Source organism: Mycolicibacterium parafortuitum, assembly GCF_010725485.1.
GTDB lineage: Bacteria > Actinomycetota > Actinomycetes > Mycobacteriales > Mycobacteriaceae > Mycobacterium.
Genome location: NZ_AP022598.1, coordinates 803972 through 819986, shown reverse-complemented (window position 1 = coordinate 819986; position 16015 = coordinate 803972). Strand labels below are relative to the sequence as shown.

The following is a 16015-nucleotide window of genomic DNA, read 5'->3' as shown; positions in this document are numbered from 1 at the left end:
CCCTTTTCAGATGTCCAGATCCACCACGACCGGCGCGTGATCGCTCGGGGACCCGACCCGGTTCTTGCCCGTCTTGCGCTCGTCGCGGGCGATCTCCCCGTGGGTGACACGGGACGCGAACGCCGGGGATCCCAGGATGAAATCGATGCGCATGCCGCGGTTCTTCGGGAACCGCAGCTGCGTGTAGTCCCAATAGGTGAACGTGCCCGGCCCGGGCGTGAAAGGCCTTACCACGTCGGTGAATCCGGCGTCGATGAGGGCGTTGAAGGCGTCCCGCTCCCGCGGTGTCACATGTGTGCTCTCCTGGAACAGCGAGATGTCCCACACGTCGTCATCGAACGGGGCGATGTTCCAGTCGCCGACGAGTGCGATCGGCGCGGACGGGTCGGCTGCCAGCCATGATGCGGCCGTGTCCCGCAGCGCGGCAAGCCATTCCAGCTTATAGGCGTAGTGCGGTGAATCCACCGTGCGCCCGTTCGGTATGTAGAGGCTCCACACCCGGACCCCGCCGCAGGTGGCGCCCAGTGCGCGCGCCTCGGCGGCAGCCTCCACCTCGGGCTTGTCCCCCCATGCCGGCTGCCCGTCGAAACCGACCTCGGCAGCGTCGATTCCGATCCGGGAGGCGATCGCGACCCCGTTCCACTGGCTGAACCCGCAGTGCACCACCTCGTAGCCCAACGCCGCGAACGGCATCGTCGGGAACTGGTCGTCGGAACACTTCGTCTCCTGCATCGCCAACACGTCGACGTCGGCGCGCTCGAGCCAGTCGGTGACGCGGTCGACGCGGGCACGGATCGAGTTGACGTTCCAGGTAGCCAGACGCATGGGCCCTACAGTAGGTCCTCGGCGTCGACGTACCGCGACCGGTGATGGACCACGAAGCCCATCTTCTCGTAAAGTGCACGGGCACCGGTGTTCTCGGCGACGACTTGGACATAGCAGCGGGTAGCACCGCGCTGATGCGCCCAGGTCAGCAGCCCGTCGCAGAGCTTCCGGGCCAGCCCCTGCCGCCGCGCGCCCTCGTCCACCCGCACCGCGGAGACGCCCGCCCACCTGGTGCCGTCGGGTGCCTCCGTCACCGCCACCCGCCCGACGGCCGCCTCGTCGAGCATGCCGAAGCCGACCTCGCCGTCGACGACCGCGGTCAGGACGTCGACCGGCACGTCGCGCTGATAGATGCCCAGCCACGCATCGTCGGGGGTCTGCGAAACCGGGATCTCCCCGGATGGTGCGATATCGGCAGTCATGACCAGGTTTTCGGCGTCGGTCGGCGTTGCGTCGGGCAGCCGCAACAGCCGGTCCGGGGCCGAGATCAGCGCCGGCAGACCGCGGGCGCGGTACCAGTCGGCCACCTGCGCGATCTCGGAGAACGACGAGTACTGCAGCGGCACCGCGGAGTTGGCGCGCCGCGTGACACCGCGACCATGCCGCAGAAACCAGCCGCCCAGCCACTGGCTTTCGGTGCCCGGCCACCCCAGTGCCGCGGCGTGTTCCAGGTTGCGGATCTCGCCGGTGCGCACCGGCATCTCCGGGACGACGCGGACGGCCAGCACATCCTCGCGGACGACGTCGACGACGTCACCGCGGCGGGTCCTGATCCGGACCACGTCGCCGGCGTCGTCACCCGGGTCGACGATGTGGCCGACTACGTCGGTCATCGGCCGGTCGGTGTCGGTCGGCAGCCGATACCGCAGGCTGACCCGGGTCCCGACCTCGGGCAACTCGCTCACCGGTCAGTGCCCGAACGGATCGGGATCCTCACCGGGCATCCAGGTCAGCCCGGGAACACCCCAGCCGTTGGACTTGACTGCCTTCTTCGCCGCACGGGCGTTGCGGCCGATCAACCGGTCCAAATACAGGAAGCCGTCGAGATGGCCGGTCTCGTGCTGCAGCATGCGCGCGAACAGGTCGGTGCCCTCTAGCACGATCTCGTTCCCGTCGGCATCCAGCCCCGTCACCCGCGCCCAGTCGGCCCGCCCGGTCGGGAACGATTCGCCGGGCACCGACAGGCAGCCCTCGTCGTCGTCATCGGGGTCGGGCATGGTCTCGGGTATCTCCGAGGTCTCCAACACCGGGTTGACGACGACACCGCGGCGACGGGTGGTCTTCTTGCGCGAGTCGGCGCAGTCGTAGACGAAGAGGCGCTTGTTCACCCCGATCTGGTTGGCGGCCAACCCGACTCCGTTGGCGGCGTCCATCGTGTCGTACATGTCCTGGATCAGGTCTGCGATCTCGGCGGGCAGCGAACCGTCCGGCCCGACGGGCACGGGTTCGGTCGGGGTGTGCAGGACGGGATCTCCGACGATGCAGATCGGTCTGACGGCCATGCCGGAAAGCTTAGGCGGCAGCGCGCACGCGGTGCTTTCGGCTGCCGACTCGCGGCGTTTGTGACGATGCGCGTGACCCAACCGTGATTGAATACTCGCCGAAACCACATCTATGTCATTTCGATTTCCGGAAGGGTCCAAGTAGCGATATGGACGGCGCCATCGCGCGGGCTGAGCGTTCTGGGGACGACACCGAGCCCACCGACGGTCTGACCCGTCGCGAGCACGACATCTTGGCGTTCGAGCGCCAGTGGTGGAAGTACGCCGGGTCCAAGGAAGACGCCATCAAGGAGCTGTTCTCGATGTCGGCAACCCGCTACTACCAGGTGCTCAACGCCCTGGTGGACCGGCCCGAGGCGCTGGCCGCGGACCCGATGCTGGTGAAGCGGCTGCGCAGGCTGCGGGCCAGCAGGCAGAAGGCCAGGGCTGCGCGTCGACTCGGCTTCGACGTCACTTAGGTCACCGGTCCGGGCGCCGGCCCGCGATACAGTAGGCGCCGATGAACCAGCGAGAGTCTTCGGGACTGCCCCTACGTGCCATCGTCATGGTGTTGCTGTTCCTCGGCGTGGTGTTCCTGCTCGTCGGGTTCCAGGCGTTGAGCGGTTCCGACGACGACGCGTCGACGGCCGCGACCACCGCCACGACCACGACCACGACCACCACATCGGCGGCGCCCGAACCGGCGCGCCCCGAAGTCCGTGTGTTCAACATCTCCGAGATCCCCGGCGCCGCGGAATCGACCGCCACGCGACTGCGCGACGACAAGTGGGACGTCACCGAGGTCGGCAACCTGGTGGTGCCGGAAGTCACGGTCACCACGGTGTACTTCGGTGAAACCGAGGGCGAGCAGGAAGCCGCCGAAGAGGTCGGCCGACTGCTGCAGGCGCCGGTCGCACCGAGGGTTCCGGAGCTCATAGAGCAGCCACCGGGCGTGGTCGTACTGGTCACCGGTTAGGCTCTTGCCCATGCTCAGGTCCGTCGCTGCCGCCACGTTGTTTGCAGTGCCCGCGCTTGTGTTGAGTGCGTGCGCCCCTCCGGGAGAAGTGCCCTCGGATTCTCCGGGCACCACACCGCCGGTGTGGACCGGTTCGCCGTCGCCGTCCGCGGCGCCCGGCGAACACGGATCCGGACACGGAAGCGGCTCCGGTCAGGCCAGTGGGGAAACCCTGACCGCCGAACTCAACCTGGCTGACGGCACCATGGTCGCCAACGCCGAAATCGTGTTCTCCGACGGTTACGCCACCGTGACCGTCGAGACCACCGGAACCGGCCAGCTGGCACCGGGATTCCACGGCATGCACATCCACTCGGTGGGCAAGTGCGAGGCCAACTCGGTCGCCCCGACCGGCGGTGCTCCCGCGAACTTCAACTCCGCCGGCGGGCATTTCCAGGTGCCGGGCCACAGTGGCCACCCCGCAAGCGGCGACCTGTCGTCGCTGCAGGTGCGTGAGGACGGTTCGGCCATGCTGGTGACGACGACGGATGCGTTCACCGCCGAGGATCTGCTCGACGGTGCGGGCACCGCGATCATCATCCACGAGAAGCCGGACAACTTCGCCAACATCCCGCCGGAGCGCTACCAGCAGATCGACGGTGCACCCCCGCCGGATCAGAACACCCTGGCGACCGGCGACGCCGGAGCGCGGGTGGCCTGCGGTGTCATCACCGGTTCCTGACGGAAGCGCAAGCAGCCGTATCGATTTCAAAGGGTCGGTACGTCCGACTGTCGGCGTCGAATGGGAGTTCGCTCTCGTCGACGCCGAGACCAGGGACCTCAGCAACGAGGCCGCGTCCGTCATCGCCGAGATCGGCGAGAACCCGCACGTCCACAAGGAATTGCTGCGTAACACCGTCGAGGTGGTGACGGGCATCTGCGAGAACTCGGGCCAGGCGATGGAAGACCTCGCCTCGACCCTGCGCCCGGTGCGCGAGGTCGTGCGTCAGCGCGGTATGGAGTTGTTCTGCGCGGGCACCCATCCGTTCGCGGACTGGTCGGCGCAGAAGCTGACCGATGCGCCCCGCTACGCCGAGCTGATCAAGCGGACCCAGTGGTGGGGCAGGCAGATGACGATCTGGGGCGTGCACGTGCACGTCGGCATCTCGTCGGCGCACAAGGTCATGCCGATCATCACGTCGCTGCTGCACCAGTACCCGCACCTGCTGGCGCTGTCGGCGTCCTCGCCGTTCTGGGACGGTGAGGACACCGGCTATGCGAGCAACCGCGCCATGATGTTCCAGCAGTTGCCGACGGCCGGGTTGCCGTTCCACTTTCAGGAGTGGCGGGAATGGGAACGCTTCGTCAGCGATCAGAAGAAGACCGGGATCATCGACCACATGAACGAGATCCGCTGGGACATCAGGCCGTCCCCTCATCTCGGCACCATCGAGGTCCGGATCTTCGACGGCGTCTCCAATCTGCGCGAGCTCTCCGCGCTGGTTGCGCTCACCCATTGCTTGATCGTCGACCTGGACCGCCGGATCGAGGCCGGCGACTCGCTGCCGGTGATGCCGCCGTGGCATGTGCAGGAGAACAAGTGGCGCGCAGCACGTTACGGCCTGGACGCGATCATCATCCTCGACGCCGACAGCAACGAGCGGCTCGTCACCGACGACCTCGATGATCTGCTCGAGCGGTTGCAGCCCGTCGCCAAGCGGCTGGGCTGCGTCGACGAGCTCGCCCGGGTCCCCGACATCTACCACAACGGGGCGTCCTACCAACGGCAGCGCCGCGTCGCCGAGGAACACGACGGCGACCTGCGTGCCGTCGTCGACGCCCTGGTGAGCGAGTTGGTGCTCTAGCGTGCCGACCCTGCCGATGTTCCCGCTCGAGGTGGCGACGCTGCCCGGTGAGGAGCTTCCGCTGCGGATCTTCGAGCCGAGATACACCGCGCTGGTGCGGGCGTGCCTGGCCGGTGACGAGCCGGTGTTCGGTGTGGTGATGATCGCGGCGGGGCGTGAGGTCGGCGGCGGTGACACCCGCAGCGACGTCGGGGTGCTGGCCCGCATCACCCAATACACGGAGACCGGCACCGGCCTCTACCGTTTGAAATGTCAGCTGGGGGAGCGTATCCGGGTGCTCGAATGGCTGCCGGACGACCCGTATCCCCGGGCGGTGATCGAGGTGTGGCCCGATGAGCCCGGGCCCGCGGTCGACGTCGACGCGATCCGCGACATCGAGGAACGGATCGTCGGTTTGTTCGAGCGCATCGCCGCCGCGCGCGGCGCGCAGGTCAACGCTCGTGACATCATCCTCGGCGCCGACGCATCCGGCGATGCCGCACAGTGGTTGTACGCGTTGACGAACCGGCTCCCGATGGGGCAGGCCGACCGATATGCGATCCTGGCCGCGCCCACCGTCGCCGAGCGGGTGACGGCATTGTCCGAGGCGGTCGACACCATCATCGCGATGGTGGAGTTCCAGCTCTCGGAGTGATCAGTCGGTGGTGAACTGTGCGGCGGCAAGCCGTTGCAGGGCACGGCCGTCGGCAAGCTCGCCTCGGTCCTGCGGGTGCCGCCAGTAGTGGCGCACCAGCCAGTAAACCGCCGGCCCGCCGTCCCCGTAGCGGTCGGCGTTCGACACCACGATGGGCTTGGCGTCCCGGACGGTCAGCACGATCGGATTCAGGGCCCGATTGCCTGCCGAGTCGGCGATGTCGGTGATCTGATTCCAGCCGGCCGAACGGGTTCCGAGGAACGTGGCGTGCTCGACCCCGGCCGCGGTCAGCCGCAGACGTCCGGGCTCGCGGGACCTGACCAGACCGATCAGCCCGAGTAGGGAGATCCCCAGCAGCGCGGCCATCAGGAAACGCACGACCTCGTCGGCGCCGAACAACATCCGGACCGACTCCCGGCCGGAGAAGATCACGTAGAGCGACGACGCCAACACCGCGCCGGCGAGCGCGACCCCGTAGAGAACCGCGATCACGGGATTGACCCGAAGGGTCGTCGCGGACCCGCCCGACTCCCGGTATCGGGCCGCCGAGACGGTGAAGGTCACTGCGAGAACCGCCAGTAAGCCCACACACATCAGCGCCAGACCGCCCGCGATCAGCGCCCCCAACACCGAACCCTGCGCCACCGACGTCGCGGCCCGCACCACGCAGTAGATGGTCCCGACGACGAAAACCACGACGCCCACCCACGTCCACGCGGTGAGGTTCGGGCGCCAGTGCGGCGGCGGTGGAGCGTTGTCTAGCTGCCGCACAACACCTCCCCGACCTTGGTTCCCGCCTGCGTGAACAACCCGCCGACCACCAGTGCACCTGTGATGGCCCCTCCCGCGGTGGTGCCGGGAAGCGGTATCGGTGCACCGACCGCCGCACCCCCGGCACCGCCGAGGGCGTTGCCGGCCAACCCGAACGCGCCCGCGAACACCGAGACACATTTGTCCTCGGGTGTCGCCGCCTTCAGAAAGTCATACATCGCCGTCATCGTGCCCAGCGCCGCCCCGCCGTATTTCGCGCCCGCACCGAGCTTCTCCACGTTGTCCATCGAGAGCATCGGGATCCGTCCACCGCCCGCGATGTGCGCGTCGAGGCCGGTCATGACGTCGCCGATGCGGGCGGGAACCGTGGTGAGCAGCGGGCTGTCGGGATCGAGCAGCACCCGGCGGCCATCCGGAAGGTTGAAGTGGCCGGTGACGACACCCTCGGGGGAGCGGTCGACGACGTATTGCGAGCCGTCGGCCCAGTTGAAAGTCGTGTTCTCGTATCCGCCCGGGGTGCGGCTGGACGTCGTCCACGAGATCAGCTGTCCGTCGGCGTCGAAATGCTCTTCCTTGACCATGTCGGGCACGCCGCGCGCGTAGTCGTACTCGTACTCCGTCATCCGGATCTTGCTGCCGTCCTGCATGATCATCGTCTTCTCGAAGTGACCGTCGTCGGTGAATCCGGACTGTGTTTCGCGCACGGTCGTCGCCATGGCCTCGGCGCGCACGGTGTCCTGCTGCAACAGGCCGAGCGGATCACGCGGGCTCGGGACGTCGTCGGCCGGCCGCCGGGCCGCGGGGGTGAGCATGCCGGGCAGTCCCTCGGCGGGAGGGGGAGTGAAACCGAATACCGCAGCGGCCGCCATGAGCTTCTCGGCCAGCGCGGCGTCGGCGTCGCCGACAGCGAGAAGGAGGGTGTTCACGGCCGCCTGCTCGGTGACGACCAGTTCCATCAACTCGGCGATCTGCTCGCCCGACTGGGCGCCGGGATCGATCAGCACCGCCCAGCCCTCCGACACGTTCAGTGGGCCCGCGTCGATCTGATCCGCTCTGTCCAGCAACGCACGGCGTGCGGCCCCGAGCGTGCTCGCACCTGCGGTCAGCGCGCCGGCGACGGACGAGAGGTGGTCACGGAACTTCTCGGCCGATCTGTGCGCACGACCCAGCATGTCGGTCGCGGCGTCGTGCGCGGTGCCCGCCCAACTCCGCGTCTCCGGCATCTGCCGCAGGTTCACGTCGATGCGCCCGACCGACTGTTCGACGGCGTCCCCGGCCGCCTTGACGGTGGGACCGGTGAAGGACAACGAGTCGGGATTCCACGATTCCAGGCGCGAACGAGAGGGAAGCACGGCGTCAGAAGAGGCCCTGGAAGTTCTTGGCCAGATCGGAGTCGGTGACCTCGTAATCCCCGGCGGATCCGCGCACCGCGGAACCGATCCTGCCGACGTCCGCCGCGAGGGCCGCCGCCTGATCGCCCACGTGGGTACCGACCAGGTGCGCGGCCCACTGCGTCGTCGAACCGGGTAGTCCGTCGGCCGCCGTCGACACCTTCGCGCCGGCGTCACCGTCGGCGATCACCGTCGAGGTGGTGTCCACCTGGCCCGCGAAGGCTCGCAGGATGTCCGGATCCACCATCAACGTCATGGCATCCGACGTTACCGGCGCCTGGAGGCCCTGCGCGCACCAAAATTCAGGGCCCGAGTCTCAGTGCTTGCGACCGCCGACGAAGATGCCCGACGTGGCGTGGGCGCGATCGCGGTGGTAGCGCTCCAACAGATCCGCCGAGGCGACCGAGCCCATTTCCCAGTGTCGCGCGCACAACCAGCAGTCGACGTCGGGATCGCTGTCGGCCTCCGTCTCGATCGCGATCCGGCTGCCGCGGGCGCTGTAGAGGTCGATGCGCTCCAGCAGTTCTTCGCGCGCCTGCGGGTCCAACGCGGGCATCAGTCCCTCGATACCCCACGCGGTCGGCTCGTCATGGGCGAACCCGGCGGCCGTCAACGCCCTCGTCCAGTCGTCGCCGGCCACCGCCGGCAGCGGCACATAGCCGACGGACGGGACCGCGCCGGCCCGTCGCAGCGTGTCCTGTTTGAACGCAAGCACTTCCGGGCGGTCCACCTCGTAGATGACGGTGTCGGACAGCCACGGCAGGCGCCACGCCCTGGTGTCGAAGCCGGCCTGCAGGATCACCACCTGGACCACGCCGGCCGAGCCGGCGGTGAGGAAGTAGTCGTCGAACCACTTGGTCCGGGCCGCGATGTGATCGGCGACCGCCGGCGGCACCGGGTCGGGTTCGCCCGAACGGGAGGCGTCGACCAGCAGCTGGACATAGGGATCCGTGAAAAGCGGTTGTCTCCTTGCGGTTTCGCGGACCCGCGCGATCGCGTTGGCAAGGGCGATCGCGTCACACCCGGAGTCAGGTACTCCCGGGCTGTCCAGAACCGTCATGACCGCCGGATTCCCGTTCGGCCGCGAAATCATGCATCTCGTCCCTGGTCAGCAGATCGTCCCGGATGTTCTGTTCGCGGTACGCGAGCTGGCCCACCCGGTTCGCGATCACGGGTGCGGTGATGATCGTGAACAGACCGGTCAGGATCAGCATGCCGATATCGACGTGGCCGCGCAGGCGCAGTGCCGCGCCGATGAGCACCAGCAGCAGACCGAGCACCTGCGGCTTGGTCGCCGCATGCATCCGCGACAGGGTGTCGGGGAACCGCACCACGCCGATCGCGGCGGTGAGCGCCAGCGCCGACCCGAGCAGGATAAGCACACCGGCGATGACATCGGAGATCATCGGGACGGCCCCTTGTCGGCAGGGTCGGCGACGTCCGGAACACGGAACCTCGCCACGCTGACCGATCCGATGAACGTGATCAGCGCCAGCGCCGTCAGGCTGTAGGTGACCGTGGTGTCCAGGCTGAACGCCGCCCATGTCCCGATCGCGCACATCGTCACCGCGACAAGGGTGTCCAGCGCGACGAGCCGGTCCAACGTCGTCGGCCCGAGCAGCATGCGGAACATGGTGGCCAACGCCGCCAGCGACAGCATCGTGCCGGCGGCGATCCAGACGAATGTCATGCGCGATCCGCCTTCGCTTCTCGCTGAACCGTCATGCGCGATCCGCCTTCGCTTCTCGCTGAACCGTCATGCGCGATCCGCCTTCGCTTCTCGCTGAACCGTCATGCGTCGGCCTCCTTCTCCGCCGCAGGCTTCCAGTCGGCGTCGCGTTCGAACGACGCGACCAGCATCCGCTGCAGTTGCTCGACCTGGCTGTAGAACCGGTTCACCGTGCGGTCCGATCCGACGTCGAGGACGTGCACGTACACCATCCTTCGGGTCTGGTCGATCTCCAGCACGATGTTGCCCGGCGTCAGGTTCATGATGTTGACCGCCAGCGCGAGCACCAGGTCGGACTTGACGTTGAGGTGTGCGCGCAGCACCGCGGTCAGCGGCGGCTTGCCCGGTTTGATCGCCAGATACGCGACCTGCATCGAGGACACCACGAGCCAGTACGCCACGGTCACGACCAGCCGCAGCGTCGACAGCGGGTGCATACGGCCTTCCACCGGCACCGGTGGCAGCGGAAGCAGCACCGTGATCACCAGCGCGACGGCCAGACCCGACAGCAGGTTGGCCGCAGAGATGTTGCCCCACAACAGAACCCAGACGAACACCAGCCAGCAGACGATCCAGATCCGCAGCGCGTTGTGCCTCACGGCGCACCTCCCAGCACCGCGCTGATGTATTGACCGCGGTCCAGCACCTCGTCGGCAGCGCGGTCGCTGAACGCGAAGATCGGCCCGGCGAGCACCGTGAGCAGCAACCCGACCACGATCAGCGCGCCGGTCGGGACCAGCATCCCGAGCGGCATCTTGCCGACATCGTCGCGCTCGATGAGTTCGATGTCCATGGTGTCGTCGGTGTTGTCCAGCAGCGCCGACGGAGCCGGCCCGGCCAGGTGCCCTTCGGGCGCGTCCTTGCGCAGTCGCCAGAACGCCTTGGTCCACACCCGGGCCACCACGTACAGCGTCAGCAGGCTGGTGATGACGCCGCCGGCCACCAGGATCCAGGCCAGCACCGAGCCGGATTCCGCACCCGCCTCCAGCAGAGCGACCTTGCCGATGAAACCCGAGAACGGCGGGATGCCACCGAGGTTCAGCGCCGGAATCACCCACAGGAAGGCCAGCAGCGGGCTCGCCGCCGCGAGGCCGCCGAGCCGCTCCAGCGTCGACGCGCCTGCCTGTCGCTCGATCAGGCCGACCACCAGGAACAGCGTGGTCTGTACCAGGATGTGGTGCGCGACGTAGTAGATCGCGCCGGACATGCCGAGGTGGTTGGACAACGCGATGCCGAACACCATGTAGCCGATGTGGCTGACCAATGTGAACGACAGCAGACGCTTGATGTCGCTCTGGGCGATCGCACCGAGGATGCCGATGATCATCGTCAGCACGCCGGCGACCATCAGCACCCCGTCCATCCCGCCGCCGGGGAACAGCAGTGTGTGCGCGCGGATGATCGCGTAGACGCCGACCTTGGTCAGCAGGCCGGCGAACACGGCCGTGACCGGGGCGGGTGCGGTCGGGTAGGAGTCGGGCAGCCACGCCGACAGTGGGAACACCGCGGCTTTGATCCCGAACGCGACCAGCAGCACGGCGAACAACGCCATCCGCGTGCCCGACGGCACGTCGTCGAGTCGCACCGCGATCTGCGCCAGGTTCAGCGTGCCGGTGGTCGCGTACACGAGCGCGATACCGAACAGGAACACCAGCGACGAGACCATCGACACCATCACGTACGAGATGCCCGCGCGCACCCGTTCCTTGCTGGCCCCGATGGTCAGCAGCACGAAGCTCGCCGTCAGCAGCACCTCGAAGCCGACGAACAGGTTGAACAGGTCCCCGGCCAGGAAGGCCATGAACACGCCCGTCGACAGCACGAGGTAGGTGGGCAGGAAGATCGACACCGGCTGGCGGTCGTCGCCGTCGCGGATGCCCTGGCCGATGGCGTAGAAGACCACCGCCAGCAGCACGATCGACGACACCACCAGCATCAGTGCCGACAACCGGTCCACCACCAGCGTCACGCCCAGCGGGCCCATCCCGGGTTCTGTCGCGCCCCAGCCGCCGACCTGCACCGCGATCGTGCCGTCGCGGTCGGCCAGGTAGAGCAGCACACCCGACACCACGACGACGGTGGACAGTGCGAACACCACCAGCGAGCGCTGCAGCCTCGGACGTCGGCCGGCGAACAAGGTGATCGCCGCACCCAGCAGCGGTACCAGCACCGGCAACGGCACCAGGACCGGCGCGAGATGACTGCCGATCATCGCGACCCCTCGTAACCGGGTAGCGCGTCCAATTCGTCGGGCAGATCGGTGTCACGGGTGACGTCGGGCTGCGGACGGTCGTCGAGCTCGTCGTCCTCTTTGCCCGACAGCTGCGAGACCCTGGTGTCCTCGGGGTCGTTGCTGACTTCTTCGATCGTGTTGATCCGGTAGGAGCGGTAGGCCAACGACAGCACGAACGCGGCCACACCCATCGTGATCACGATCGCGGTCAGGATCATCGCCTGCGCCAACGGATCCGCGATCGTGGTGGAGTCAGCGCTGGTGCGCCCGCGCACCGGCGGGTTGCCCGACGGGCCGCCGGTGTTGAGGAGCAGCAGGTTGATCGCATTGCCGATCAGCAGCAGCCCCAACAGCATCCGGGTGAGGCTGCGTTCGAGGAGCAGATAGACGCCGGCGCTGGTGAGCACCCCGATGATCATCAGCGGGACAAGGTAGGTCGTCATCGTTGCCGCACCGCCTGCTTGTTCTGCTCGGCCAGCTCGCTCATCTCGACGTCGATGCGCGCGCCGAGGCTGCGCAACACGTCGAGCACCAATCCGACGACGATCAGATACACCCCTAGATCGAAGAACAGTGCGGTGACGAACTTGATGCTGCCCAGCACGGGGACGTCGAACTCGATCACCGCCGAGGACAGCGCCGGGGCGCCGAGCAACAGGGAGGCCGCCGCGGTGCCGGCCGCCAGCGTAAGGCCGGCGCCGAGGATCTTGCCCGCGTCCAGCGGCAGCGTCTCGCCGAGTTCGTAACGGCCACCGGCCAGATAGCGCAGCACCAGCGCGAGGCCGGCCATCAGACCGCCGGCGAAACCGCCACCCGGCACATTGTGGCCCGCGAAGAAGAAGTACACCGACAGCACCATCATCACCGGGAAGATCAGCCGGGTGGCGACCTCGAGGACCAGTGAGCGGTGCCGTGGGTCACGCAGCTCGCTGCCGCGCAGCCACGTGATGTCACCGGCGGCCGGGCTGTGGTGTGCGGACACCGGAAGCCTGCCGATATCGGGCTGGCCGGCGTCGGAGACCCTCGGGGCGGAACCGAACCGCCGGCTGCGGAACACCATCGACGCGACGCCGGTCGCGGCCACCAGCAGCACCGACACCTCGCCCATGGTGTCCCAGGCGCGGATGTCGACCAGGATCACGTTGACGGTGTTCGAACCGTGGCCGAGCTTGTACGCGGCTTCGGGCAGCAGTTCGGCCAGCGGCCTGGTGTTGCGGGCGGCCATCGCGAACGCGGCCAGCGTGGTGACGGTCGCGCCCACCGCGATCGCCAGAGCGGCGCGCGGCCCGCGGTAGCGGGTGGTCTCCTCGCGGCTGGTCTCCGCGGGCAGGGTGCGCAGCACCAGCACGAACGCGACCAGCGTCAGCGTCTCGACCAGGAACTGCGTCAGCGCCAGGTCAGGAGCGCCGTGGAACGCGAAGATCGCGCCGCAGCCGTACCCGGTGACGCCGACCATCAGCACCGCCGCGAGCCGGTTGCGCAGGACCACCGCGGTCAGCGCCGCCGCGGCCATCAGCAGGCCGACGACCACCTGCGGGGGCGAATCCCAGATCTCGAACCGGGGCTGGGTGCGCGCGCCGAGCCCGAGCACGACGATCGGCAGCACGGCGAGGGTGACCAGGATGAACGACTGGGTCTGGGGCAGCGAGCCACGCTGGGTGAGCGCGGTGACCCGCACCGACAGCACGTCCGCGCCGCGGATGACGGCGTCGTAGATGCGGTCGGCGTTGCCCAGGGGCACGAAGTCCGCGCGGGCGCGGCGCAGCCGTTTGCGCCCGAAGTAGATCGCGATGCCCGCGACCAGCACCAGCGCCGACAGGATCAGCGGCAGGTTCACCCCGTGCCACAGCGACAGGTAGTAGTCGCCGTCATAGCCCTGCGGGTTGGGGACAGTGTCGCTGTAGTTGCTCAGCACGGTGTCCAGCGGCTTCGGCCACAGGCCGAACAGCAGGCCCGCCGCGGCCAGGATCGCCGGCGGGATCAGGAAGCCGGGACCGGGCCGGTGCATCTCCTCGACCCGGGTGCTGGGGTGCGGCAGACCCTTGCGGCCGAAGGCGCCGAACACGAACCGCAGGCTGTACACCGTCGTCAGGACCGAACCCAACACGATGCCGGTGAGCACGAACGGCGACGCCGCACCCAGATAGGGGCTGTGCAGCACCGTCTCGAAGTCGGCCTCCTTGGCGACGAAGCCGAAGAACGGGGGCAGCGCGGCCATGCTTGCGGCCGCCGCGCAGCCGATGATCAGCAGCGGTTTGTGCCGCCGGCCCAGCCAGGCCAGCCTGCGGATGTCGCGGGTGCCGGTGGCGTGGTCGATGATGCCGACGACCATGAACAGCGCGGCCTTGAACATCGCGTGCGCGCACAGCATGGCGAGTCCGGCGAGCATCATCTCGCTGCCGCCGACCCCGACCATGATCGTGATGAAACCGAGCTGGCTGACCGTGCCGAACGCGAGGATCAGCTTCAGGTCGTACTCGCGGATCGCGCGCCAGCCGGCCAGCAGCATCGTCAGCAGGCCGAGGGTCACCACGGTCGGGCGCCACTCGGGGGAGTCGGCGAACCCCGGCGTCATCCGGGCGATCAGGTAGACGCCGGCCTTCACCATCGCCGCGGCGTGCAGGTACGCGCTGACCGGGGTCGGCGCGGCCATCGCGCCGGGCAACCAGAAGTGCAGCGGCACGATCGCCGATTTGGACAGCGCGCCGATGAGGATCAGCACCAGACCCACCGATGCCGCCAACCCGGTCGGCGGGGCCGCGATCAGCTCTGAAAGCAGGAAGGTGCCCGCGATGTTGCCGAGCACGATGATGCCGACCAGCATCGCCAGGCCGCCGAACGTGGTCACCAGCAGCGCCTGCATCGCAGCCCGCCGGCTCGTCGCACGCTCCGCGTAGTGCCCGACCAGCAGGAACGACAGAACCGTCGTGATCTCCCAGAAGACGTAGAGCAGCAGCAGGTTGTCGCTGGTGACCAGCCCGAACATGGCGCCGGAGAAGGCGACCAGCTCGGCGGCGAAGCTGGGCAGCCGCTTCTCGGTGTGGCCGTCGTGGTGGTGGAAGTAGTCGGCGCAGTAGAACAGCACCAGCGCGCCGATCGCGAGCACCAGCACGCTCATCACCGCGGCCAGTGCGTCGAACCTCAGCGTGATGTCCATCGACAGGCTGGGCACCCAGGAGACGTCGACGACGTGCGCCTGACCCTTGTCAGGCCAGTTCAGCACCACCCAGATCAGCGACAGCAGCGGCACCAGCGCAAGCGGATAGAACGCCGAACGCCCCCAGCGGTACACCAACAGAGGCGCCAGTAGCGCGGCGGCCGCGTGGGCAGCAAGGATGGCGAGCATGGCTCCGTCTCGTCGTGGGCGGCACGCTGTCGGGCGGGCTTTCCGTCGGGCAGGTGGACATGGGCGTCAGCCGTACTGACTTTGGAGTCACTCCAGTCTACGGGTGCCCTTCACCATCGCCTTGATGTGTTCCTCGACGCCGGATGCGGCGATGAACAGCAGCTCGTCACCGGCCTTGAGCACCTCGTCCGGAGTGGGGATGATCAGGTGTTTTCCGCGCATCAGCGTCACCAGCGCACTGTCGGCGGGCATCGCGAGGTCTCGCACGCGGCGCTGCACCAGCGGGCTGTCGTCGGGCAGCGTGAACTTCGCGACATTCGTCGCGCTCTGCCCGAGATCGCCCCGGGAGTCGCGGCCCAGCGCCATCAGCCGCACCAACTGACCCTTGTCGATCGCGCCTTCGATGGCGGCGACGAGTGCCAGCGGCGTCGACACCGCCACGTCGACGCCCCACGCCTCGGTGAACAGCCACTCGTTGCGGGCGTCGTTGATCCGCGCCACCACCCGCTCGATACCGAACTCGGTCTTGGCCAGCAGCGCCATCGCCAGATTCGCCTTGTCGTCGCCGGTGGCCGCGATCGCGACGTCGCAGATCTGCATCTCGGCTTCTTCGAGGGAGCCGACCTCGCACGCGTCCGCCCACAGCCACTCCGCGCCGGGGACCGAGCTCGGCTCGTAGCGGTGGAATTCCTTCTCGATGATCAGGACCTTGTGGCCGTAGTCGACGAGCTCCTGGGCCACCGACCGGCCGACCGCACCCGCGCCCGCCACTGCGATCCGCATGA

General features: G+C 68.2%; 19 protein-coding genes. 5 read left to right on the top strand and 14 right to left on the bottom strand.

Features of this window, described 5'->3' with window-relative positions; all coding sequences use genetic code 11:
* Positions 1-6 precede the first annotated feature (6 nt).
* From NTM_RS03825 to NTM_RS03815, 3 genes are read right to left on the bottom strand one after another with little or no spacing between them, the layout of a single operon-like run.
* Positions 7-825 carry an exodeoxyribonuclease III gene (locus NTM_RS03825; RefSeq protein WP_104861767.1) on the bottom strand — a complete coding sequence of 273 codons (819 nt, stop codon included), beginning with the start codon at positions 823-825 and terminating at the stop codon, positions 7-9.
* 5 nt (positions 826-830) lie between these two features.
* A complete protein-coding gene (locus NTM_RS03820) occupies positions 831-1730 on the bottom strand; it encodes an N-acetylglutamate synthase, CG3035 family (RefSeq protein WP_104861768.1) in 900 nt (299 codons plus the stop codon).
* A 3-nt stretch (positions 1731-1733) separates the two neighbouring features.
* Entirely contained in the window at positions 1734-2327 is a 594-nt protein-coding gene (locus NTM_RS03815; RefSeq protein ID WP_104861769.1) for a peptide deformylase, read from the bottom strand.
* A gap of 149 nt (positions 2328-2476) precedes the next feature.
* On the opposite strand from NTM_RS03815, the gene napA reads away from it, so the two are divergent.
* The 5 genes from napA to NTM_RS03790 are packed head-to-tail and all read left to right on the top strand — an operon-like array spanning position 2477 to position 5760.
* On the top strand, positions 2477-2785 hold the full coding sequence (napA, locus tag NTM_RS03810; RefSeq protein WP_011778008.1) for a nucleoid-associated protein NapA: 309 nt from the start codon (positions 2477-2479) through the stop codon (positions 2783-2785).
* A gap of 41 nt (positions 2786-2826) precedes the next feature.
* The gene (locus NTM_RS03805) at positions 2827-3282 is read left to right on the top strand and encodes a LytR C-terminal domain-containing protein (protein ID WP_104861770.1); all 456 of its coding nucleotides are present in this window, start codon (positions 2827-2829) and stop codon (positions 3280-3282) included.
* A 10-nt stretch (positions 3283-3292) separates the two neighbouring features.
* Positions 3293-4003, top strand: a complete 711-nt coding sequence (sodC, locus tag NTM_RS03800; RefSeq protein WP_163765508.1) for a superoxide dismutase[Cu-Zn] — start codon at positions 3293-3295, stop codon at positions 4001-4003.
* Positions 3984-5126 carry a glutamate--cysteine ligase gene (locus NTM_RS03795; RefSeq protein WP_163765507.1) on the top strand — a complete coding sequence of 381 codons (1143 nt, stop codon included), beginning with the start codon at positions 3984-3986 and terminating at the stop codon, positions 5124-5126. Before sodC ends, NTM_RS03795 begins: the two co-directional genes overlap by 20 nt.
* A gap of 1 nt (position 5127) precedes the next feature.
* Positions 5128-5760, top strand: a complete 633-nt coding sequence (locus tag NTM_RS03790; protein ID WP_104861773.1) for an LON peptidase substrate-binding domain-containing protein — start codon at positions 5128-5130, stop codon at positions 5758-5760.
* Here the strand turns inward: NTM_RS03790 and NTM_RS03785 are convergent, their stop codons facing one another.
* From NTM_RS03785 to NTM_RS03735, 11 genes are all read right to left on the bottom strand, one after another.
* On the bottom strand, positions 5761-6531 hold the full coding sequence (locus NTM_RS03785) for a hypothetical protein (RefSeq protein ID WP_104861774.1): 771 nt from the start codon (positions 6529-6531) through the stop codon (positions 5761-5763). It lies immediately after the preceding gene.
* On the bottom strand, positions 6519-7883 hold the full coding sequence (locus NTM_RS03780; protein ID WP_163765506.1) for a WXG100 family type VII secretion target: 1365 nt from the start codon (positions 7881-7883) through the stop codon (positions 6519-6521). The genes NTM_RS03785 and NTM_RS03780 overlap by 13 nt, the downstream gene beginning before the upstream one ends.
* Positions 7884-7887: 4 nt before the next feature.
* Positions 7888-8178 (bottom strand): type VII secretion target, encoded by a 291-nt coding sequence (locus tag NTM_RS03775; RefSeq protein ID WP_163765505.1) that lies wholly within the window; start codon positions 8176-8178, stop codon positions 7888-7890.
* A gap of 60 nt (positions 8179-8238) precedes the next feature.
* Positions 8239-8982 (bottom strand): SAM-dependent methyltransferase, encoded by a 744-nt coding sequence (locus NTM_RS03770; RefSeq protein WP_163765504.1) that lies wholly within the window; start codon positions 8980-8982, stop codon positions 8239-8241.
* A complete protein-coding gene (gene mnhG, locus NTM_RS03765; protein ID WP_104861777.1) occupies positions 8951-9328 on the bottom strand; it encodes a monovalent cation/H(+) antiporter subunit G in 378 nt (125 codons plus the stop codon). The genes NTM_RS03770 and mnhG overlap by 32 nt, the downstream gene beginning before the upstream one ends.
* The gene (locus tag NTM_RS03760) at positions 9325-9612 is read right to left on the bottom strand and encodes a monovalent cation/H+ antiporter complex subunit F (RefSeq protein WP_104861778.1); all 288 of its coding nucleotides are present in this window, start codon (positions 9610-9612) and stop codon (positions 9325-9327) included. The genes mnhG and NTM_RS03760 overlap by 4 nt, the downstream gene beginning before the upstream one ends.
* 101 nt (positions 9613-9713) lie before the next feature.
* Positions 9714-10250 carry a Na+/H+ antiporter subunit E gene (locus NTM_RS03755; RefSeq protein WP_104861779.1) on the bottom strand — a complete coding sequence of 179 codons (537 nt, stop codon included), beginning with the start codon at positions 10248-10250 and terminating at the stop codon, positions 9714-9716.
* On the bottom strand, positions 10247-11863 hold the full coding sequence (locus tag NTM_RS03750; protein ID WP_163765503.1) for a Na+/H+ antiporter subunit D: 1617 nt from the start codon (positions 11861-11863) through the stop codon (positions 10247-10249). The genes NTM_RS03755 and NTM_RS03750 overlap by 4 nt, the downstream gene beginning before the upstream one ends.
* The gene (locus NTM_RS03745; RefSeq protein WP_104861781.1) at positions 11860-12327 is read right to left on the bottom strand and encodes a Na(+)/H(+) antiporter subunit C; all 468 of its coding nucleotides are present in this window, start codon (positions 12325-12327) and stop codon (positions 11860-11862) included. Before NTM_RS03745 ends, NTM_RS03750 begins: the two co-directional genes overlap by 4 nt.
* Positions 12324-15230, bottom strand: coding sequence for a Na+/H+ antiporter subunit A (locus NTM_RS03740; protein WP_104861782.1), 2907 nt, complete (start codon positions 15228-15230; stop codon positions 12324-12326). The genes NTM_RS03745 and NTM_RS03740 overlap by 4 nt, the downstream gene beginning before the upstream one ends.
* A gap of 87 nt (positions 15231-15317) precedes the next feature.
* Complete coding sequence (locus NTM_RS03735) at positions 15318-16013, bottom strand: potassium channel family protein (RefSeq protein ID WP_163765502.1); 696 nt, start codon at positions 16011-16013, stop codon at positions 15318-15320.
* Between the last annotated feature and the right edge of the window lie 2 nt (positions 16014-16015).